Origin of the sequence: Aquimarina celericrescens, from assembly GCF_042682765.1 — a bacterium.
In the GTDB taxonomy this organism is placed as follows: domain Bacteria; phylum Bacteroidota; class Bacteroidia; order Flavobacteriales; family Flavobacteriaceae; genus Aquimarina; species Aquimarina celericrescens.
Genome location: NZ_JBHUHY010000002.1, coordinates 377,172 through 395,293, shown reverse-complemented (window position 1 = coordinate 395,293; position 18,122 = coordinate 377,172). Strand labels below are relative to the sequence as shown.

The 18,122-nt window shown below is 35.4% G+C and carries 16 protein-coding genes; 4 read left to right on the top strand and 12 right to left on the bottom strand.

The annotated features are described in order from the left end of the window. Positions 1-5: 5 nt before the first annotated feature. Genes ACFSJT_RS01755 through hutH form a run of 3 tightly spaced genes read right to left on the bottom strand, consistent with a single transcriptional unit; the run spans position 6 to position 4,876 of the window. The gene (locus ACFSJT_RS01755) at positions 6-2,006 is read right to left on the bottom strand and encodes a urocanate hydratase (protein WP_378318472.1); all 2,001 of its coding nucleotides are present in this window, start codon (positions 2,004-2,006) and stop codon (positions 6-8) included. Positions 2,007-2,030: 24 nt separating this feature from the next. Next, positions 2,031-3,269, bottom strand: a complete 1,239-nt coding sequence (gene hutI, locus ACFSJT_RS01750) for an imidazolonepropionase (protein WP_378318471.1) — start codon at positions 3,267-3,269, stop codon at positions 2,031-2,033. A 26-nt stretch (positions 3,270-3,295) separates the two neighbouring features. Further along, positions 3,296-4,876, bottom strand: a complete 1,581-nt coding sequence (hutH, locus tag ACFSJT_RS01745) for a histidine ammonia-lyase (RefSeq protein WP_378318470.1) — start codon at positions 4,874-4,876, stop codon at positions 3,296-3,298. Positions 4,877-4,956: 80 nt separating this feature from the next. On the opposite strand from hutH, the gene ACFSJT_RS01740 reads away from it, so the two are divergent. Then, complete coding sequence (locus ACFSJT_RS01740; RefSeq protein ID WP_378318469.1) at positions 4,957-5,841, top strand: LysR family transcriptional regulator; 885 nt, start codon at positions 4,957-4,959, stop codon at positions 5,839-5,841. Positions 5,842-6,003: 162 nt separating this feature from the next. After that, complete coding sequence (locus tag ACFSJT_RS01735; RefSeq protein WP_378318468.1) at positions 6,004-6,633, top strand: porin family protein; 630 nt, start codon at positions 6,004-6,006, stop codon at positions 6,631-6,633. Between the two features lie 116 nt (positions 6,634-6,749). Here the strand turns inward: ACFSJT_RS01735 and ACFSJT_RS01730 are convergent, their stop codons facing one another. The 6 genes from ACFSJT_RS01730 to ACFSJT_RS01705 form a co-directional block, all read right to left on the bottom strand. Beyond that, a complete protein-coding gene (locus tag ACFSJT_RS01730; RefSeq protein ID WP_378318467.1) occupies positions 6,750-7,112 on the bottom strand; it encodes a SnoaL-like domain-containing protein in 363 nt (120 codons plus the stop codon). Between the two features lie 258 nt (positions 7,113-7,370). Further along, positions 7,371-8,678, bottom strand: coding sequence for a cryptochrome/photolyase family protein (locus tag ACFSJT_RS01725; RefSeq protein ID WP_378318465.1), 1,308 nt, complete (start codon positions 8,676-8,678; stop codon positions 7,371-7,373). Between the two features lies 1 nt (position 8,679). Next, positions 8,680-9,378: an SDR family NAD(P)-dependent oxidoreductase gene (locus ACFSJT_RS01720; protein ID WP_378318464.1), complete on the bottom strand. Its 699-nt coding sequence runs from the start codon at positions 9,376-9,378 to the stop codon at positions 8,680-8,682. A gap of 6 nt (positions 9,379-9,384) precedes the next feature. After that, complete coding sequence (locus ACFSJT_RS01715; protein ID WP_378318462.1) at positions 9,385-9,891, bottom strand: SRPBCC family protein; 507 nt, start codon at positions 9,889-9,891, stop codon at positions 9,385-9,387. A gap of 85 nt (positions 9,892-9,976) precedes the next feature. After that, positions 9,977-10,333 carry a hypothetical protein gene (locus ACFSJT_RS01710; protein WP_378318461.1) on the bottom strand — a complete coding sequence of 119 codons (357 nt, stop codon included), beginning with the start codon at positions 10,331-10,333 and terminating at the stop codon, positions 9,977-9,979. A gap of 78 nt (positions 10,334-10,411) precedes the next feature. Continuing rightward, positions 10,412-11,071 carry an MIP/aquaporin family protein gene (locus ACFSJT_RS01705; protein ID WP_378318889.1) on the bottom strand — a complete coding sequence of 220 codons (660 nt, stop codon included), beginning with the start codon at positions 11,069-11,071 and terminating at the stop codon, positions 10,412-10,414. A 119-nt stretch (positions 11,072-11,190) separates the two neighbouring features. Here ACFSJT_RS01705 and ACFSJT_RS01700 point away from each other — a divergent pair, with 119 nt between their 5' ends. Next, positions 11,191-12,033 carry a DUF2911 domain-containing protein gene (locus ACFSJT_RS01700; RefSeq protein WP_378318460.1) on the top strand — a complete coding sequence of 281 codons (843 nt, stop codon included), beginning with the start codon at positions 11,191-11,193 and terminating at the stop codon, positions 12,031-12,033. Positions 12,034-12,100: 67 nt separating this feature from the next. On the opposite strand, the gene ACFSJT_RS01695 is transcribed toward ACFSJT_RS01700, so the two are convergent. Then, positions 12,101-13,078, bottom strand: a complete 978-nt coding sequence (locus ACFSJT_RS01695) for a Gfo/Idh/MocA family protein (RefSeq protein ID WP_378318459.1) — start codon at positions 13,076-13,078, stop codon at positions 12,101-12,103. A 252-nt stretch (positions 13,079-13,330) separates the two neighbouring features. On the opposite strand from ACFSJT_RS01695, the gene ACFSJT_RS01690 reads away from it, so the two are divergent. After that, complete coding sequence (locus ACFSJT_RS01690; protein ID WP_378318458.1) at positions 13,331-13,663, top strand: hypothetical protein; 333 nt, start codon at positions 13,331-13,333, stop codon at positions 13,661-13,663. A 2-nt stretch (positions 13,664-13,665) separates the two neighbouring features. Here the strand turns inward: ACFSJT_RS01690 and ACFSJT_RS01685 are convergent, their stop codons facing one another. Continuing rightward, entirely contained in the window at positions 13,666-15,375 is a 1,710-nt protein-coding gene (locus tag ACFSJT_RS01685) for a sodium:solute symporter family protein (protein ID WP_378318457.1), read from the bottom strand. A gap of 178 nt (positions 15,376-15,553) precedes the next feature. Further along, positions 15,554-18,052, bottom strand: a complete 2,499-nt coding sequence (locus ACFSJT_RS01680; protein WP_378318456.1) for a PIG-L family deacetylase — start codon at positions 18,050-18,052, stop codon at positions 15,554-15,556. Positions 18,053-18,122 lie beyond the last annotated feature (70 nt).

Sequence of the window (18,122 nt, the reverse complement as noted above, 5' to 3'; positions counted from 1 at the left end):
GCAAATTATAGAATTTCATTCAGTACAGAATCTTCAACGATATTTGGCAGGGTAACTTGTAACTCTGGTGTACGTTTCATTTCTCTTTTTATGGCAAAGAGAGCTTCCTTGTTTCTGGCCCAGCTTCTTCGGGATATACCATTGTTTACATCAAAAAACAACATTCGTTTTAGTCTTTCTGATGCATTTTCTGAACCGTCGAGCACTAAACCAAACCCTCCATTAATCACTTCGCCCCAGCCAACACCACCTCCGTTATGAATAGATACCCAAGTTGCTCCTCTAAAGCTATCCCCAATTACATTATGTATCGCCATATCGGCGGTAAATTTACTTCCGTCATAAATATTACTGGTTTCCCTATAGGGTGAATCCGTTCCACTAACATCATGATGGTCTCTTCCTAAAACAACAGGTGCAGAAATATCCCCATGATGTATAGCTTTATTAAAAGCTTCTGCAATTTTGATTCTTCCTTCGGCATCAGCATATAAAATACGAGCCTGCGAACCTACAACGAGCTTATTTTCTTTTGCTTCTTTTATCCAGGTAATGTTATCTTGCATTTGTTGTTGTATCTCTTTGGGAGATACTTTTTTGATAGATTCCATCACTTCTAATGCGATCTGATCCGTTGTATCCAAATCTTCCGATTTCCCTGAAGTACAGACCCATCGAAATGGACCAAATCCATAATCAAAGCACATGGGGCCGAGAATATCTTGTACATAAGATGGATATTTAAAATCGACACCATTTTTGGCCATTATATCCGCTCCGGCACGTGAAGCTTCCAAAAGAAAAGCATTTCCGTAGTCAAAAAAATACGTACCTAGTGCAGTATGTTTATTGATTGCGGCAGCATGTCTGCGCAGTGATTCTTGTACTTTAACTCTAAAGGTTTCGGGATGGTTGCTAATCATAATATTCGATTCTTCATAGCTGAGCCCCGCTGGGTAGTAACCACCCGACCATGGGTTATGTAAGGATGTTTGATCGGATCCCAAATCGACATAAATATTTTCGTCGTAAAATCGTTCCCAAACATCAACGATGTTACCCTGATAGGCTATCGAAACTATTTCTTTTTGATCAACAGCTTTTTTCACTCTGTCGATCAAATCATTCATAGTATCCAGAATTTCATCAACCCAACCTTGTTCGTAACGTTTTTGAGCTGCTTTTGGATTTATTTCAGAACAAACCGTGATACATCCTGCAATAGTACCTGCTTTGGGTTGTGCGCCACTCATGCCACCCAAACCAGAAGTTAGAAAGATTTTACCAGAAGAGGATTCATTAGGTTGCAATGTTTTTCTAAAAGCATTCATTACAGTGATCGTTGTGCCATGAACAATTCCCTGTGGACCGATATACATGTAACTTCCTGCGGTCATTTGTCCGTATTGCGTTACCCCCAGGGCATTATATTTTTCCCAGTCATCGGGTGCCGAATAATTTGGGATCATCATTCCGTTGGTCACCACTACGCTAGGTGCATCCTTTGACGAAGGAAACAATCCCATTGGATGTCCAGAATACATATGTAACGTTTGTGTTTCGGTCATCGTTGCCAGATAATACATGGTAAGTAAATATTGCGCCCAATTTTGAAAAACAGCACCGTTACCCCCATAGGTAATTAATTCATAGGGATGCTGGGCTACTGCTGGATCCAAATTGTTCTGAATCATCAACATAATTGCAGCAGCTGATTTTGCTTTGGCAGGATATTCATCAATAGGCCGAGCATAGATTGGATACGATGGCATAAAACGATACATATAAATACGACCATATTGATTTAGTTCTTCTAAAAACTCTTTAGCAAGTTCATCATGCCAATCTTCAGGGAAATAACGCAGGGCATTTCTTAAAGCTAGTTTTTTTTCTTCAACAGAAAGAATTTGTTTTCGTTTTGGCGCCCGACTTACTTTTGAATCCATAATTTTCTTTGAAGGTAATATTTCTGGAATTCCTTGAAGTATTTGTTCTTTGAAGGTCATGTTTCTTATTCTTTATGCTTTACATTATATTAAATCACCTCGTTTCCATACTTGTGACGGAGTGAGTTTTCCCTGATGATAAAAGATTTCGTTAAAATGATCGGTTTGAAACAAATTGAAATCAGCCAGCATCCCTGAAGAAAGCCGTCCTCGGTCTTTAAGATTAAGTGCTGCTGCAGCTCTAAAAGTTATTCCGGCAAGGATTTCTGCATTAGATAATTTTTCAAAGGTTCCTAAGATACACGCTTGGGTTAGCAGATCTCCCATGGGAGCAGATCCGGGATTCCAATCACTTGCAATTGCAAGGGCTCCACCTGCATTTAATATTTTTCTCGCAGGCGTAAAATCGCACCCTAATCCAATAGAAGCACCTGGTAACGCTACTGAAATTACATCGCTATTGGCTAACATTTCTATTTCATTTTTTGTGCTGGCTTCCAGATGATCGGCGCTAATAGCATTTAGTTTTACGGCTACCTCACTACCTCCTACGCTAAATTGATCGGCATGAACGGTTATGTCAAACCCCATAGCTTTTGCCTTTTTGAAATATGGGTAAATATCAGAAGGAAGAAAAGCACTTTTTTCTATAAAGGCATCAATTCTGTTTGTGAGTTTTTCTTCTTTTAGAACAGGAAATAGTGAATTACTAATCGCATCGAGATATGTTCTATGATCACCATCAAAATCCCTGGGCAGCATGTGTCCTGCAAGACATGTTGAAATAAGATCAGCCTCAGTACTATCTTGGGCATTCTTTATGGCACGTAACATTTTTAACTCTTCTTTGGTAGAAAGACCATATCCGCTTTTCACCTCTATTGTAGTTATTCCTTGGTTTAATAGTGTGTTTGCTCTTTTAATCACTCCATATGTGAGTTCTTGTTGGTCTGATTTTCTTGTTTGGGTTACCGTATCCCATATACCCCCACCAGCTTCTGCAATTTCTAAATATGACTTACCAGCATTGCGCATTGCATAATCTCTTGCTCTGGAACCTGAAAAACAAATGTGAGTATGGGCATCGATAAACCCTGGGACACACACATGATCTGCATGCAATTCTATAATTTCAGCATTTAGATCTTTAGCTTTCTTACCTAATTCTGAAAATATACCAATACTATGAATTCGTTCTCCTTTAATAAGTATACCGGCATTTTCAATACTATGAAGTTCTTCATCTTCAATTGAACCTTTAAGGGAAAGATCTTCCATGGCAAGCAGTTGTTTGATCGGGCCTATTAATTTATATTTCTCCATTGATTATAACACTATAAATTCATTCCTTAATATACTTCAAAATCCTTAGAAAATAAGGTTTCCAGAGATAATTCTTCTCTCTCAGATACTTGATTTACAATATTGATTATTGTTTTTTCTTTGATCATTTTAACACCTTCTTCAATATCATCTGCAAATACTCTATCTTCTTTTGCAAAGGATACTTTGGTTCGAACTTCTTTATAAATTTCATCGAGAATTATTCCTGATTTCAATGGCTTTCTGAATTCAAAAGCTTGTGCTGCGGTTAAAAGCTCAATGGCTAGTATTTTTTCAAGATTTTCAACTACATTAAGAGCTTTTCGACCACCAATAGATCCCATACTAACATGGTCTTCTTGACCTAGAGAAGTTGGTATACTGTCTGCGCTCGAAGGAAAACATAAGCCTTTATTTTCGCTGGCCAATGCAGCGGTTGTATATTGTAGAATCATGTATCCAGAATTGATTCCGGTATTTTCCATCAATAGCTTAGGAACACCAGGGGAGTTGCCTTCTAAAGCCAAATATATTCTACGATCCGAAATATTACCAAGTTCTGAAGCGGCAAGACAGGCATAATCAATTGCCATTGCCAGGGGTTGCCCATGAAAACTACCTCCACTAATAGTCAAATCCTCATTAATAATTATTGGGTTGTCTGTCACAGAGTTGAGTTCGACCTCAAGTAATTCTTTGAGATGCAGCCATGCATTTCTTGATGCACCATGAACCTGTGGAATACATCGTAAAGAATAGGGATCTTGAACACGATCACAATCGATATGATCTTCCATAATTTCTGAACCTTTTAACAAGGATTTTACTCTAGAAGCCACATGAATATTTCCTTTAAAAGGTCTAAGTTGGTGTAGTTCTCTAAAAAAAGGCTTTACAGAACCCTGTAATCCTTCTATCATCATAGCACCAATAATATCGGCTTGAGAGAGGCAACTATGCAACTTTTCGATGATCTTTATAGCATGTGCAGCAATAAATTGAGTGCCATTGATGAGAGCAAGACCTTCTTTAGGCCCTAAATCAAGTGGATTTAGTTTAGTTTTTTTGAAAAGTTCAGCAGTGCTGATCATCTCTTTTTCGTACATCACTTTTCCTAAACCAATAAGCGGCAGGAAGAGATGAGATAGAGGAGCTAAGTCTCCAGAGGCGCCTACAGACCCTTGGCTTGGTACCACAGGGATTGCATCATTATCTATATGCCAGAGAATTCGATCTAACGTTTTTTCAGAGATCCCTGAATAGCCTTTTGATAGTGACTGTAGCTTGAGAATCATCATTAACTTTGCTATTTCTGAATCAATAGGTTCTCCCACACCCACACTATGACTTTGTAAAATGTTGCTTTGAAGAATTTTCGTTTCTTCTTTAGATATTTTAGTGGTGCATAAGGGCCCAAATCCAGTATTAATTCCGTATACCGGATGCCCTTTTTCAACTATATTTTCTACTACTTGTCTGCTTCTAACAATGTTTTTTCGTGATGCTTCAGAAATAATACCTTTTATTTTCCCACGAGCGATTTTTATTGCCAGTCCTGCGGTTAAATAGCCTTCTCCGTATAAAAAATGATCTGATGTAGTGAACATTGGTTTTTTTTATTGATACTACTAAATTAATGCTTACTTTTAATAATTAGAAATACTTATTTAGTCATTAATTAATAACTATGAGTTATAAGTTAGAATTGCGACACTTTACATATTTTTTGGCTGTCGCAGAAGAATTGCACTTTAGGAAAGCAGCAGACAGACTATTCATTTCTCAACCTGGTTTAAGTCGTCAGATAAAGCAAATGGAAGAAATAATAGAGGCAAAATTATTTATCAGAGATAAAAGAAATGTTCGTTTAACTATTGCTGGTCAATATCTTAAAAAAGAACTGGACTATATTTTTAATCATATCAATTTTACCATTAAGCAGACTCGTTTACTTGATTTGGGCAGTGATGGCGAGATACGAATAGGATTTTTAGGATCTGCCATGCAAACTGTAATTCCTGAGCTTCTGGTTAGTGCAAATAACACATTTCCAAACATACGATTTAGTTTGGAGGAGATGTCTAATTATTTGCAGGTAGATGCAATAGAAAAAGACCAATTAGATTTAGGATTTGTGAGATTAGCTAGAGTTCCAAAAGGTGTAAAGATGAAAACCATACATACTGATACTTTTTCTTTGGTTTTACCCAAGACTCACCATCTGGATGTGCAATCATTTAAAAATATTGGCCAAGTATCTAATGAAAATTTCATTCTATTTTCATCTGATTATAGTTCACTCTACTATAATAAGATCATGAGCATTTGTGAGGATAGAGGTTTTAAACCTAAAGTTTCCCATAGGTCTGTTCATGCACAAACTATTTTCAAATTAGTAGAAAGTGGATTGGGAGTTGCAATCGTGCCAACATCCCTACAATTTGGATTTGATCTTGAAGTTAAGTTTCTAGAGATTCCTAAAATTAAACAAACCGCTGTCTTATCTGTAATTTGGAAAGAAAATAATCGTAATCCCGCCTTGCAAAAGATTAGCACCTTGATAGATTTATAGTGAATAGGGATGGCTATAATAGCTTATAAAGGTAGATTTTTTTTTATTTCTGGATACTGTTGTTTACTTTTGGTTGCATAATTTTATCACTTTTTCTGAGTTTTAAACTTTGAAGGACTAATAATATTAGCTTTAAATAGTAATGCTCCAAATTTATAAACTATGATTAAAAAGCTGTTTTTTGTTACCGTATTTATGGGATTGTTTTCTCATGTTTCCAATGCACAGGTTGAAGACTTTGAGATTGGAATCAAATTGGGCCTTAATATCGCAGATGTAAGAGGTGATGAAGTTGATGATTTGGATCCAAGGACCAGTATTCATATAGGTTTGGCGGCAGAAATACCAATTAATGAATACATAGGGCTTCAACCAGAATTATTATATTCTTTTCAAGGATTTAGTGCAGAAAGTCTAGAGCCTAATTTTCAAGAAGAAAACCTAAAATTAGATTACATCTATCTTCCAGTAATGGTTAAATATTACCCATTTTATGTAGTTCCTGGTTTTAGTATAGAAGCTGGTCCTCAAGTTGGATTTTTAACCTCAGCCATTTTAGAACGTAAAAATGTGTTCGAAGGTGGCGTGACGGAGACCTCAGATGTAGATTATGAGGATTTTATATCTAGTGTTGATGTAGCTATAAATATTGGGTTAGGTTATCAATTTGAGATGGGAGCCTTTTTTCAGGCACGTTACAACATCGGGGTTACTGATATTGTTGAGGTAGATGATTTAGAAATTTCCAGACAATTTTCGATTTTTCAGTTCTCTACGGGGATAAAATTTTAATCAAAAAGCTGGTTCTCGATATCCCAAATCAAGTTGGGGATAGACTATTACGTCTCCATTTTATGACAACAAAACACTCTCGAACCTACGTTTTTTAATTTACGAAACCAAAATTTTCAAGGCGTAGTGTAGAAGAATTGCTCCTCTGTAATTTTTCCGTTATTAACGTGATAAACGGCTAATTCCTCTATTTGCATACGGCCTTGTCCTTTGAATGTGCAATCTAATTTCATAGCACAACTAAAATGATTTTCTGCGACTTGAGGATTTGAAATTTCACTCCCATGAAATTCTTCAACAGTAGCGAACCAATCTTCACTTTTTTTAATAACTTTATCTTTACCGATTACTACTGGATTAGGATCTTCAGGCATTTCTTTACTTATTATATTATCGTCATACAGCTCTTTTATGGCTTGCATGTTTTCACCGATACGACATAGTTCTATTAATCGATTTGCAACTTGCTGCGTATTCATTTTGAATATAATTTATTGATTATAATACCATTTCTCACATGAAATTACCGTATAAAATTGTCTCTTTTGACTTGATGCTTCGTTATAAAATTGATCGATAGCTATGGCTATCCATAAATTTTTTGCCTTGCCTAAAATCAAAATAGTTCAATTCGTATATCAGTAACTTCATATAAGAACTGGTATAAAACAATTTCACACTGTAAATTACAAAAATACTTCGACTTGAAATTTTAAAAAATTGTTATAAATGGGGCGTTAAGCTACTGCTTCTTTGTAGGTTTTTAAACAACGTTCACGAGCTTCTTTGTGATCTACCATTTTTTCAGGGTAGTTGTCGGTATCATATTCTGATATCCATTTTTTAATGTATTGCCTATCTTTATCGTATTTTTCAATTTGAGAGGTTGGATTAAATATTCTGAAATAAGGAGCGGCATCAACACCTGAGCCTGCTGCCCATTGCCAATTGCCAACATTTGAAGACATATCATAATCTAGCAATTTTTCAGCAAAATAAGCTTCTCCCCAACGCCAATCAATCAGTAAATGTTTACATAAAAAGCTGGCAACTACCATACGCACTCGATTGTGCATATATCCTGTTTGATTTAATTGACGCATGCCTGCATCTACTAACGGGTATCCTGTTTCGCCATTTTTCCATTTTTCAAACTCATCTTCGTTATTTCTCCATTCAATACGATCATATTTGGATCTAAAGGCTTTGTCTTTGGTTTCAGGATAATGCCATAGAATTTGCATAAAAAACTCCCGCCAGATAAGTTCTGACCAGAAGACTTCGTTTTTCTCGGCAATTGCTTTTTTTACCATTTTTCTTATACTCACTGTTCCGAAACGCAAGTGTGGCCCCAATCGCGAAGTTCCGTTTTCTTTTGCAGGATAATTACGGGTATCTTCGTAGTTTTCAATGAGTGTTGGAGTTACTGTATACTCAGGAATTTTTATGGAAGACTTTTCAAACCCCATATCACTTAGCGAAAGATTAGGAAGTCTTGTGTTTTTAACTAAATTGTGCAGGTACTGAGACGTATAGTGTATCTTTAATTTAGATTCATCAAAAATTTCTTTCCATTTGTTTTTGTAGGGTGTATAAACCACATAAGGGTCTCCATCTGATTTGACCACTTCATCTTTCTCAAAAATTACCTGATCCTTAAAGGTGTTGAAGCGAATATCTTTTTTTTCAAGAAGTTCCTTTATGTTTTTATCTCGATTACGGGCATAGGGTTCATAGTCGTGATTTGTAAAAACATTCTTAATAGAGTATTGAGATATTAAATCTTCAAAAACAGCTTCAGGTTTGCCATAAAAAATCGCAATTGAACTATCATGTTCTTTTTGAAGCTCATTTCGCATTGACTGAATATTTTCAAAGATAAAAGAAACCCTGGCATCATCTTTTGGAAGTTCATCTAGAATATTTTTATCAAAAATAAAAACAGGTAATACGGGAAATTCACTTTTAAGAGCCTGAAGAAACCCGATATTGTCATCTAATCGCAAATCTCTTCTAAACCAAAATATGGATACTTTCTGTGACATTTCAATTCACGTTTAAAGTAGACATTCCGCCATCGACACCAATTACCTGACCCGTTATCCAACTACTATCTTCGCTTAATAAAAATCTCGCAATGTTCGCTATATCTTCTGCCTGACCCACACGTTTAAGAGGATGACGATTATCCATCATTTCTTTCTTCTTTTCGTTTGCCAAAAGTCTTTCGGCTAACGGAGTATCTGTTAATGAAGGAGCAATTACGTTGACCCTGAATTGGGGTGCATATTCTGCGGCTAATGCCTTTGCAAAACCTTCTATAGCGCCTTTGGCCGCGGCTATACTGGTATGAAAAGGCATTCCTACTTTTACTGCAACGGTACTAAAGAAAACGAGACTCGCCTGATCGGCATTTTTCAGTTTAGGAAGTAGACTATGCACAATCTTAACTAAAAACATGAAATTGATCTGCATATCGTCTTCAAACGCTTTTGGACTAAGCATTTTGAAAGGTTTTAGATTGATACTACCCGGGCAATACACAAATCCGTCAATTTTTTCTGGTAATACGGATGCATCAATTTCATCTTTTGAAGCATCATAAGGTATATGGGTTACTTCCAGGTTACCTAAATTTTCTGAAGTTCTTGAGGCAATAAATATGTTATGGTCTTTGTAAAGTTTTAAGGCAATCTCGAAGCCTATTCCATGACTTCCTCCTATAAGTAAAATATTCTTTCTCATCATTATTTATATAAATACAATCTTAGATTTTGTTTCTGTTGCTATTTCTGTTTCAAAATTTCCAAATAACTCGATCAATTTCTTTTCTCGATATTGAAAAATTTCTTTCAATTTAGGCTTTACCAATATGGGGTGTACAAGCTGTCCCAAAATACCAAAAGGTACTTTGTAATCGATAATATCTTCCATTTCAACACCTCCAGGGATTTCTTTTAAAAAATGTTTATGATGCCATAAGGCATATGGCCCAAAACGTTGTTCATCTACGAAGTATTCTTTATCTTGAACATGAGTAATTTCAGTGACCCATTTACTTTTAATACCAGCAACTGGTGTTACAATATATTGTATAATTTGTCCAGAATACATTTCACGGTCGGCACCAGATATGATTTGGAATCCCATATAGTCTGGAGTAATAGTTTTCAGATTTTTGGGATCCGATAAGAATTTCCATGCCTTGTCTACTGTTATGGGAAGTTTTTGCTTTGCTTTCAGCGTATAAATCTTCATTACTTAAACCTATTTTATGTAAAAGTACAATCATTTTGTTTAACTTTAATATTAAAAATGTTAAACAAAAAATAATTTTTAAGAATTAAAAATATCCTTTAGCCCAGGATTTTGCATCTTCAAGGCAAGAAAAAAAGACAAATGATTTCTCATATAGAGGCTGTTCTATAATGGCTTGATCTCGTTCTTCATCGTTACTAGAGACCACTGCAAGTCCTTTCATATTAGGTAGTAAGCCTTGTTTGTAAATTTCTGGAGAAACTTTGTGTTTGTGTTTTCGATAACTGATCATTAAAAAATCGGCAGATTCGTAATAACTGCTAAGTTTATTTCTTACTACTGATGCTTTTTCCAGAGTAAAATTAACATTTTCGTTTACTGTAAGCACAACGAATCGCTCATATAGCTGCATTTGGCAAAATTCGTTAGAGAAGTCCTCCATAGGGGATGATTTATTGAATAATAAAGATATATCAAAAATAATATATTGTGCAAGTTCTGCTAAGATGGAATCTGAATATTAACAATTATCACAGCAATTATCGGACTTTACAATCTTACAGGTTAGCACCGCTAATAATGCGCCAATTATAGGTGCTGTAAAGTATAACCATTGATGTTCCCAGTGACCAGATAAAAGAGCTGGCCCCAGAGATCTGGCAGGATTCATAGATGCTTTGGTAATGGGTCCTGCAAACATAGCTTCTAATAATACCACTCCACCGATTGCAATGCCGGCCATTGTTCCGATTTCTTTAGAACCTGTAGATACATTAATAATAACTACCATAAGAAAGTAGGTGAGAAGTAATTCTAGAACAAAGGCTCTTAAGCTATCCACGGTAGGCAATGTTCCTCCTAAAAATTCACTTTCGGGAAACAGAAACAGCAAAATTGCACTTGCTACTATAGCGCCGAAGCACTGTGCAATAATATATTTAGGAACTTCTTTCCATTTAAATTTCTTTGCATACGCAAAAGCAATGGTTACTGCAGGGTTAAAATGTGCTCCGGATATTTCTCCAAAAGCATAAATCATCGCCATGACAATGAGTCCCCATGTGATCGCAATTCCTACATGGGTGACATCTCCTCCTGTAACTTCATTGACAGTCATTGCTCCAGTACCACAGAATACCAAACTAAAAGTCCCAATACCTTCTGAAATATATTTTCGCATCATCGAATATAATATGTCGGCAAATATACCATTACTTAATTTAAGTTTTTGTTAACTTTTAATGTGTGTGTAATCGTTAATTTCGTTATCACGAATTAAAACAAACTAAATCAAACACAATGAAAAAAATCGTCTTATTTCTTTCTGTGGCTTTACTCTCTTTTGGTATTGAAGCCCAGGTAAAAGCTCCTCAACCTAGTCCAACTTCTAAAATTGAACAGGTGATTGGATTAACGGATGTTTCGGTAGAATATTCTCGCCCTAGTATGCGTGGAAGAACTATTTTTGGAAATTTGGTACCCTATGATAAACTTTGGAGAACTGGTGCTAACAAAAATACCCAGATTAGTTTTAGTGATGATGTGAAAGTTGCGGGTACAGAACTAAAGAAAGGTAGCTATGCTATTTTCACAAAGCCAGGTAAAGAGAATTGGGAAGTTATTTTCTACAGTGATACGAATAACTGGGGTACACCAAGAAAATGGGATGACACAAAAGTTGCAGCAAAGGTCACTGTAAAGGCTACTACTATTCCAATAAATGTTGAAACGTTTACGATCATGTTTAGTGATTTTACGATGGATTCTGCCGTTCTTAGTTTATTATGGTCAAACGTCGAAGCTCCTGTGAAAATAGAAGTTCCTTCTAAAAAGATGGCTTTGGAAAGTATTGAGAAAACAATGGCCGGTCCATCTGATCAAGATCATTATCAGGCAGCAGTATTCTATAAAGATATTGAAGACTATGCTAAGGCAAAGCAACACATTGACAAAGCAATTGCTATGCGCAAAGAGCCTGCTTTTTGGTATCATAGACAACAATCTTTAATTTACGCTAAGACTGGAGATAAGGATGGGGCAATAAAAGCAGCAAAAACTTCGTTAGAATTAGCAGAGAAGGCTAATAATGCCGACTACGTAAAATTAAATAAAGATTCCCTTGCAGAGTGGGGAGCTAAATAGACACTCTTTTTCACACACAAATCATTTGAAAAACGTTCTGATTCTATCAGAGCGTTTTTTGTATCACCTAATAATATAATCCGATTTTTTCTCGAACCGTATCCAGTAAATTGATAAGCTCGAGACTTTTATCAAAAGTCATTATTGTGCTTTCTGTTCGATTTTGCAGTAACATTTGATTTACATGCGTCGCCTCATAACTATATCCATTAGTATCTACTGGGAATTCATATACTTTTGATTTGCCATCTTGGTAAATGGTTATGGAAGTAGGTTCATGAAATCTACTATTAATGTTAATGATACCATTTTCTAATTCAATGGTAGCTTCTGTACTTGTTTTTTTGGTGATGGCACTAAATAAAGAGGCTGTGATTCCATTGTTGTAATGTAAGCCTATAGAACAAGTTTCGTCGACGCCGGTTTTTCCGATTGTAGCTTTTGCTTCAACTTTATCTGGATATCCTAAAATGCTTAAAGCTGCAAAAAGTGGATAGATACCTACATCTAATAGACTTCCTCCACCCAGTTGTTTGTTAAATATTCTACTGGTGGCGTCAAAGTTAGTCATAAAGCCAAAATCTGCTTTCAGACTTCTAATAACGCCTAATTCTTTAGATTCAATTAAATCCAAAACATATTCATAATGAGGTAAAAAATAAGTCCAAAGTGCTTCCATTAGAAAAACTTCATTCTTTTTTGCGGTCTTAATCATTTCCTTTACTTGAAAAGAGTTCATTGCTAATGGTTTTTCACACAAAACAGCCTTTTTATGGGTAAGACACATTAAAGTGTTTTCGTAATGAAAAACGTGAGGGGTTGCAATATATACCACATCAATCTCTACGTCGTTACTTAACTGCATATAGCTTCCATAGTAAAAATCTGCATCATATTTACTTGCAAAATTTTTAGCTTTTTGAATATCCCTACTTCCAACTGCGTGAAGTTTTGCATTGGTAATGGTAGTCAAGTCTTCTGCAAATTTATGAGCGATTTTACCGCAACCTAAAATTCCCCATTTTATAATTTTATGTTGTTCCATACCGTCATTATATTATGATGATTGATTTCAAAAGTAGGTAAAAGACAGGATTTACGAACTTCTCTATGTAGTTTATACAAAGCTTGTCTTTTAAATATATAAATGAATATTATAGACTATTTTTTGATTTTTTATCAGAATAAAATCTTTTTTTTATGATTCTTTAATAAATTAACAATAATAGTATTTTTTCTTGTGTTTATGGGGGTATTTTCTTATATTAAGATACGTACTAATTAGAAACCTGCCACCATGAAAACCAAAAACACCACAAGAACTTCACTAAAGAGACAACCAGATTTTATGAAATTAAGCCTTATGGATAATGAGCTTTCTAGCATGCTTTCTAAGCTACATTCTTATCGCTGCGAACCTTGCACTTCTGAAATGTATGATGAGTATTTAGAATTAAATCATGATGGTCGAGCATTAAAGAAGACTATTGATAAAGCTAAAACAAGAGCCCAGGATCCTGTAAAGATTTCAAAAGGTATTGCAGAAGAAATCAATGAAGTTATGAGAATGTATTACAAATTTCAAAAATCCCTTTCTTCTTATCTTACAGAAGCTATTGCACACCATTAGGTTTACTGAACTTGTTTTGTAATAGTATTATTTGACCCTGATCGAATTATGAGCTGTAAAATCATTGCTATTACTATAACAAGCGAGCATCCAAATAGATTGAGCCATAAGTACGGCATCCAATCATAATACCAACCAATAATTACTATTGCCTGTGTAATGATAGCAGCCACAAAAGTAGCATTACTATGAACAAATTTTATAAAAAATGCCAGCAGAAAAATCCCTAGTACGTTTCCATAGAAAATAGAGCCAATAATATTAACTAATTGAATGAGATTGTCAAAAAGGTCAGCAAAGCAAGCCACCAAAATAGCAAGAACTCCCCAAGCCAACGTAAAAAGTTTTGAGGCATTTACATAATACTTTTCAGTCTTTTCTACATTAATATTTCGCTTGTATAGGTCTACCACTGTAGTAGAGGCCAATGCATTTAATTCTGAAGCTGTAGAAGACATGGCTGCAGATAAAATAACGGCTAATAACAATCCAATTAATCCTCTTGGCAAGTTATTCAATATGAAATGTATAAAAACATAATCCTTATCATTAGTTTCAACGATAGGATCTACTTTTTCGATAAGTGTTTTGGCTGTATTACGTATGTTTACTTCGGAGGCATTTAAGATTTCTAAATTCTTTAACGTTTCGTCACTAAGTTTTGGTTTGTTATTTGATGCAAAACTCTTATTAATGACCTCTTTTTTTTCGTTTTGAATTTTAATCAATTGGTTTTCAAGGGCTTTATATTCTTCGGTGAATTCAGAATTTTGAATTACTTCTTTTGCTTTCGGATTAAAATTTATAGGAGCAGGATTGAATTGATAAAAAACAAAAACCATGACTCCAACTAGAAGAATGAAAAATTGCATGGGTACTTTAAGAAGACCATTAAAAAGTAATCCTAACTGACTTTCTTTTACAGATTTACCTGATAAATATCGTTGCACCTGACTTTGATCTGTGCCAAAATAAGATAATGCCAGGAAGCTTCCGCCTATAATTCCACTCCAAAAGGTATAACGGTTATCCAGGTTAAAAGAAAAGTCTAAAACTTCCATCTTTCCGCTGGCGCCAGCTATATCTAAAGCTTTAGAAAAGGTAATTCCTTCGGGCAAATAACTTATAATTAGAAAGAAAGCTATGAACATACCCGTAAAAATTATAGCCATTTGTTGCTTCTGAGTAACATTTACAGCTTTAGTTCCACCAGAAACCGTGTAGATGATTACCAAAATACCTATGATAATATTTAATTTGGTAAGATTCCAACCTAAAACGGCTGATAGGATAATAGCAGGAGCAAAAATAGTTATTCCAGCAGCTAATCCTCTTTGTATTAGAAATAAAATAGCGGTAAGACTTCTAGTTTTCAGATCGAAGCGGCTTTCGAGATATTCATAAGCTGTATAGACATTTAGTTTGTGATATAACGGAATAAAAACCATGCAAATGATTACCATCGCTATTGGAAGTCCGAAGTAAAACTGTACAAAACCCATACCGCTATGAAAAGCCTGACCTGGAGTAGAAAGAAAAGTAATCGCACTGGCCTGTGTTGCCATGACTGAAAGTCCAACGGTCCACCATTTGGCTTGATTACCTCCTCTGATATAATCCTGCACGTTCTGACTCCCTCGGGTTTTCCATGTTCCGTATAGCACGATAAATAATAGAGTTCCGATAAGTACGATCCAATCAATGGTTTGCATAGGGTATAGTCTGTAAATTAATTTTTAGTACAAAATAGCGGTTGAATAGTTTTGATTATAAGTAAGCAGTGGTGATCAAATAAAATAGTACTATGTAGATAGCATTAGCGATTAAAACTGCGGAATATAATTTTTTCCAAACAAATTTTTCTTTTGAAGCTTCCATAATAATTATCCTTTATTTTCCTAAAGATAGCATATTTGCAAAAAGGCGATAAGCTCCCGGGACTCCTGCAGGGAATTCTCTAAAGAAGCTTAACCCTGTATATACATAGTATCCTTTTCCGTATTGTGCAATAAGTAATGGTCCTTTCTTTTGTGATTCACCTATATCATTTGCGGCCAGAATCGCAGTATATTTCTCTGACCATTCATTTGGGAAATACAAACCACGTTCTTGTACCCATCCTTTAAAGTCATCTTCGGTGATTTTGTTTGGTGAGTTTAGCACTTGGTGATCGGGCACTAGAAATGTGATTTCTGCATTTTCATCGGTCACACGATCTCTGGATAATTTAAAAGGGTAGGGGCCTAAATTATCTTCTACTTTTAGTCTTCGATTCGTATTATACTGAATCACTAAATTCCCTCCATTTTTAACATAATCCAACAAATACTGTTGCTTAAATTTTAATTGCTCCACGGTATTATATGCTCGAATACCAACCACTATTGCATCGTAAGTATTCAAAGTTTCAGCAGAAATAGATTCTGGATCGATAATAGTTACCTTATAACCGATTTGTCGCAAGCTTTCGGGAACTACATCTCCTGCGCCTTCGATATATCCAATATTCTGTCCTTTCTTCTTAATGTCTAGTCGAACCACTTTAGCCTCCGATGGTAATACGACAGTTTGAAAAGGGATATGATCGTAATCGATCGTTATCACTTCTTTAGAATATGTGTTACCGTTAACGGTTATAATTGGCGAAATGTAACCTTCACTTTGACTTTCTGGTGCAGTTAATGTAAATAATACAGTTTTTTCTTCTCCCTTTTGTTTAAGATTAATATTTACACTTTCAGGAGACACCTTCCATTTCTTGGGGTGCGCTAAACTAACAGTGCCATTAACATTAGCTTCTCCTGCTTTTATAGTCACTGGAATTTGTTTTGCGGGACCATTTGCATAGATAATCACTTTGTCCTTAATACTGGCCGAAACTACAGGTACGATCTCGAAAGGTTTATATACTTCACCCTTTACCGGATCGTTGGTTTTATAAATTATTTCCTTTGAAAAGAGAATAATTGTTCCTTCTATATCGACAGAGAAAAGCGCCTTGATTTTACGTTCAGTTTCTGGTTTGCCAATTAATTTTTGATCATCAACGCTATACATACCCAGCGTTCCTTTATTGGTGAGCCAGTACGGATTGGTATCGTCAAAATCTACAGGGATTTTACCTTTACATTCGAAACTTTGTTTTATATTATTTTCTAGCAATTTTTCAGTAGTTTCGTTAATACCAACAGCTCCTATTTTTATAGATTTTAATACCATTTTACTGGTACTTCTGTTAATGGCTTCAATTTTAAGGTATATTTCACTTCCTGTGGTAGAGGTAGGTTCAGAAGAAACGGCCTCAAGATATAAACCAGCCGCAGCGGGGATAATTTTTTTAATTTCATCAGACTTGACAGTTTTCCAGTGATCGTCTTCTAATTGCTGAATACCTTGATATGCCTTTACTAATTGGGGCAGAGAAGCAGCAGGATTTCTAAAATCAAAATCTTTTTCGACTTGATATAAAATGTCTCCTATAGCTTTTCCTCCCTTAATGCGATTCCAGGAAGTGTCTATTCCCTCAAAAATGTTCAATTTATCTTTGGGTAAATCTCCTTTAATCAATTCTATATATTCGCTTTGTTTTCCTCTATTACCAGTGCTGCCAAATCCTTGTGACTTATGCTGACTGCGACTTAGAGATGCTATTTCGGTGTTAGACATCCCAGAAAATGGGTAATATACACCCGTATCAAATTCTAAAAGATTTGACTTATCGGCTTTGTCAAAATTTTCTCTGCTACCATAAAACCACCATGAGGTATTAAAAAACAATCGTTTTGGCTGCCATGTATCAAGATATTTTAGTTGATCTGGATAAACGTTCTTCTTGTTTGCTAAATCAAAAGCTTCTACGCTAAGCATTGCAGATGAAGTATGATGTCCGTGGGTTGATCCCGGGGTTCTATGATTAAAACGGTTAATGATTACATCTGGTCTGAATTTTCGAATAGCCCAAACTACATCACTTAGCACTTCTTTTTTATCCCAAATGGCAAGAGTTTCATCAGGATGTTTTGAATACCCGAAATCGTTTGCACGTGTAAATAGTTGCTCACCACCATCGATTTTACGCGCTGCTAATAACTCTTGTGTTCTTATGACCCCCAAGAGTTCTCTTATTTCTGGTCCTATAAGATTTTGTCCGCCGTCGCCACGTGTCATAGACAAATACGCCGTTCTCGCCTTGACATGATTTGACATATATGATATAAGCCTAGTGTTTTCATCATCAGGGTGAGCAGCAACATATAAAACAGAACCTAAAAAATTAAGTTTTTTAATAGCTTCATGGATTTCAGAAGCATTTGGTTTGTCAGGTTTTTGGGCATTAGAAAGAAAAGGAATTAGCAAACCAAAGCCAACTACAAGAAGTATTTTTCGCATAATATTCGAAGCAATTTTAATGTAATGCCTCAAATATATGAAAGTAATACTCTCACTATTGTGGTTTAAG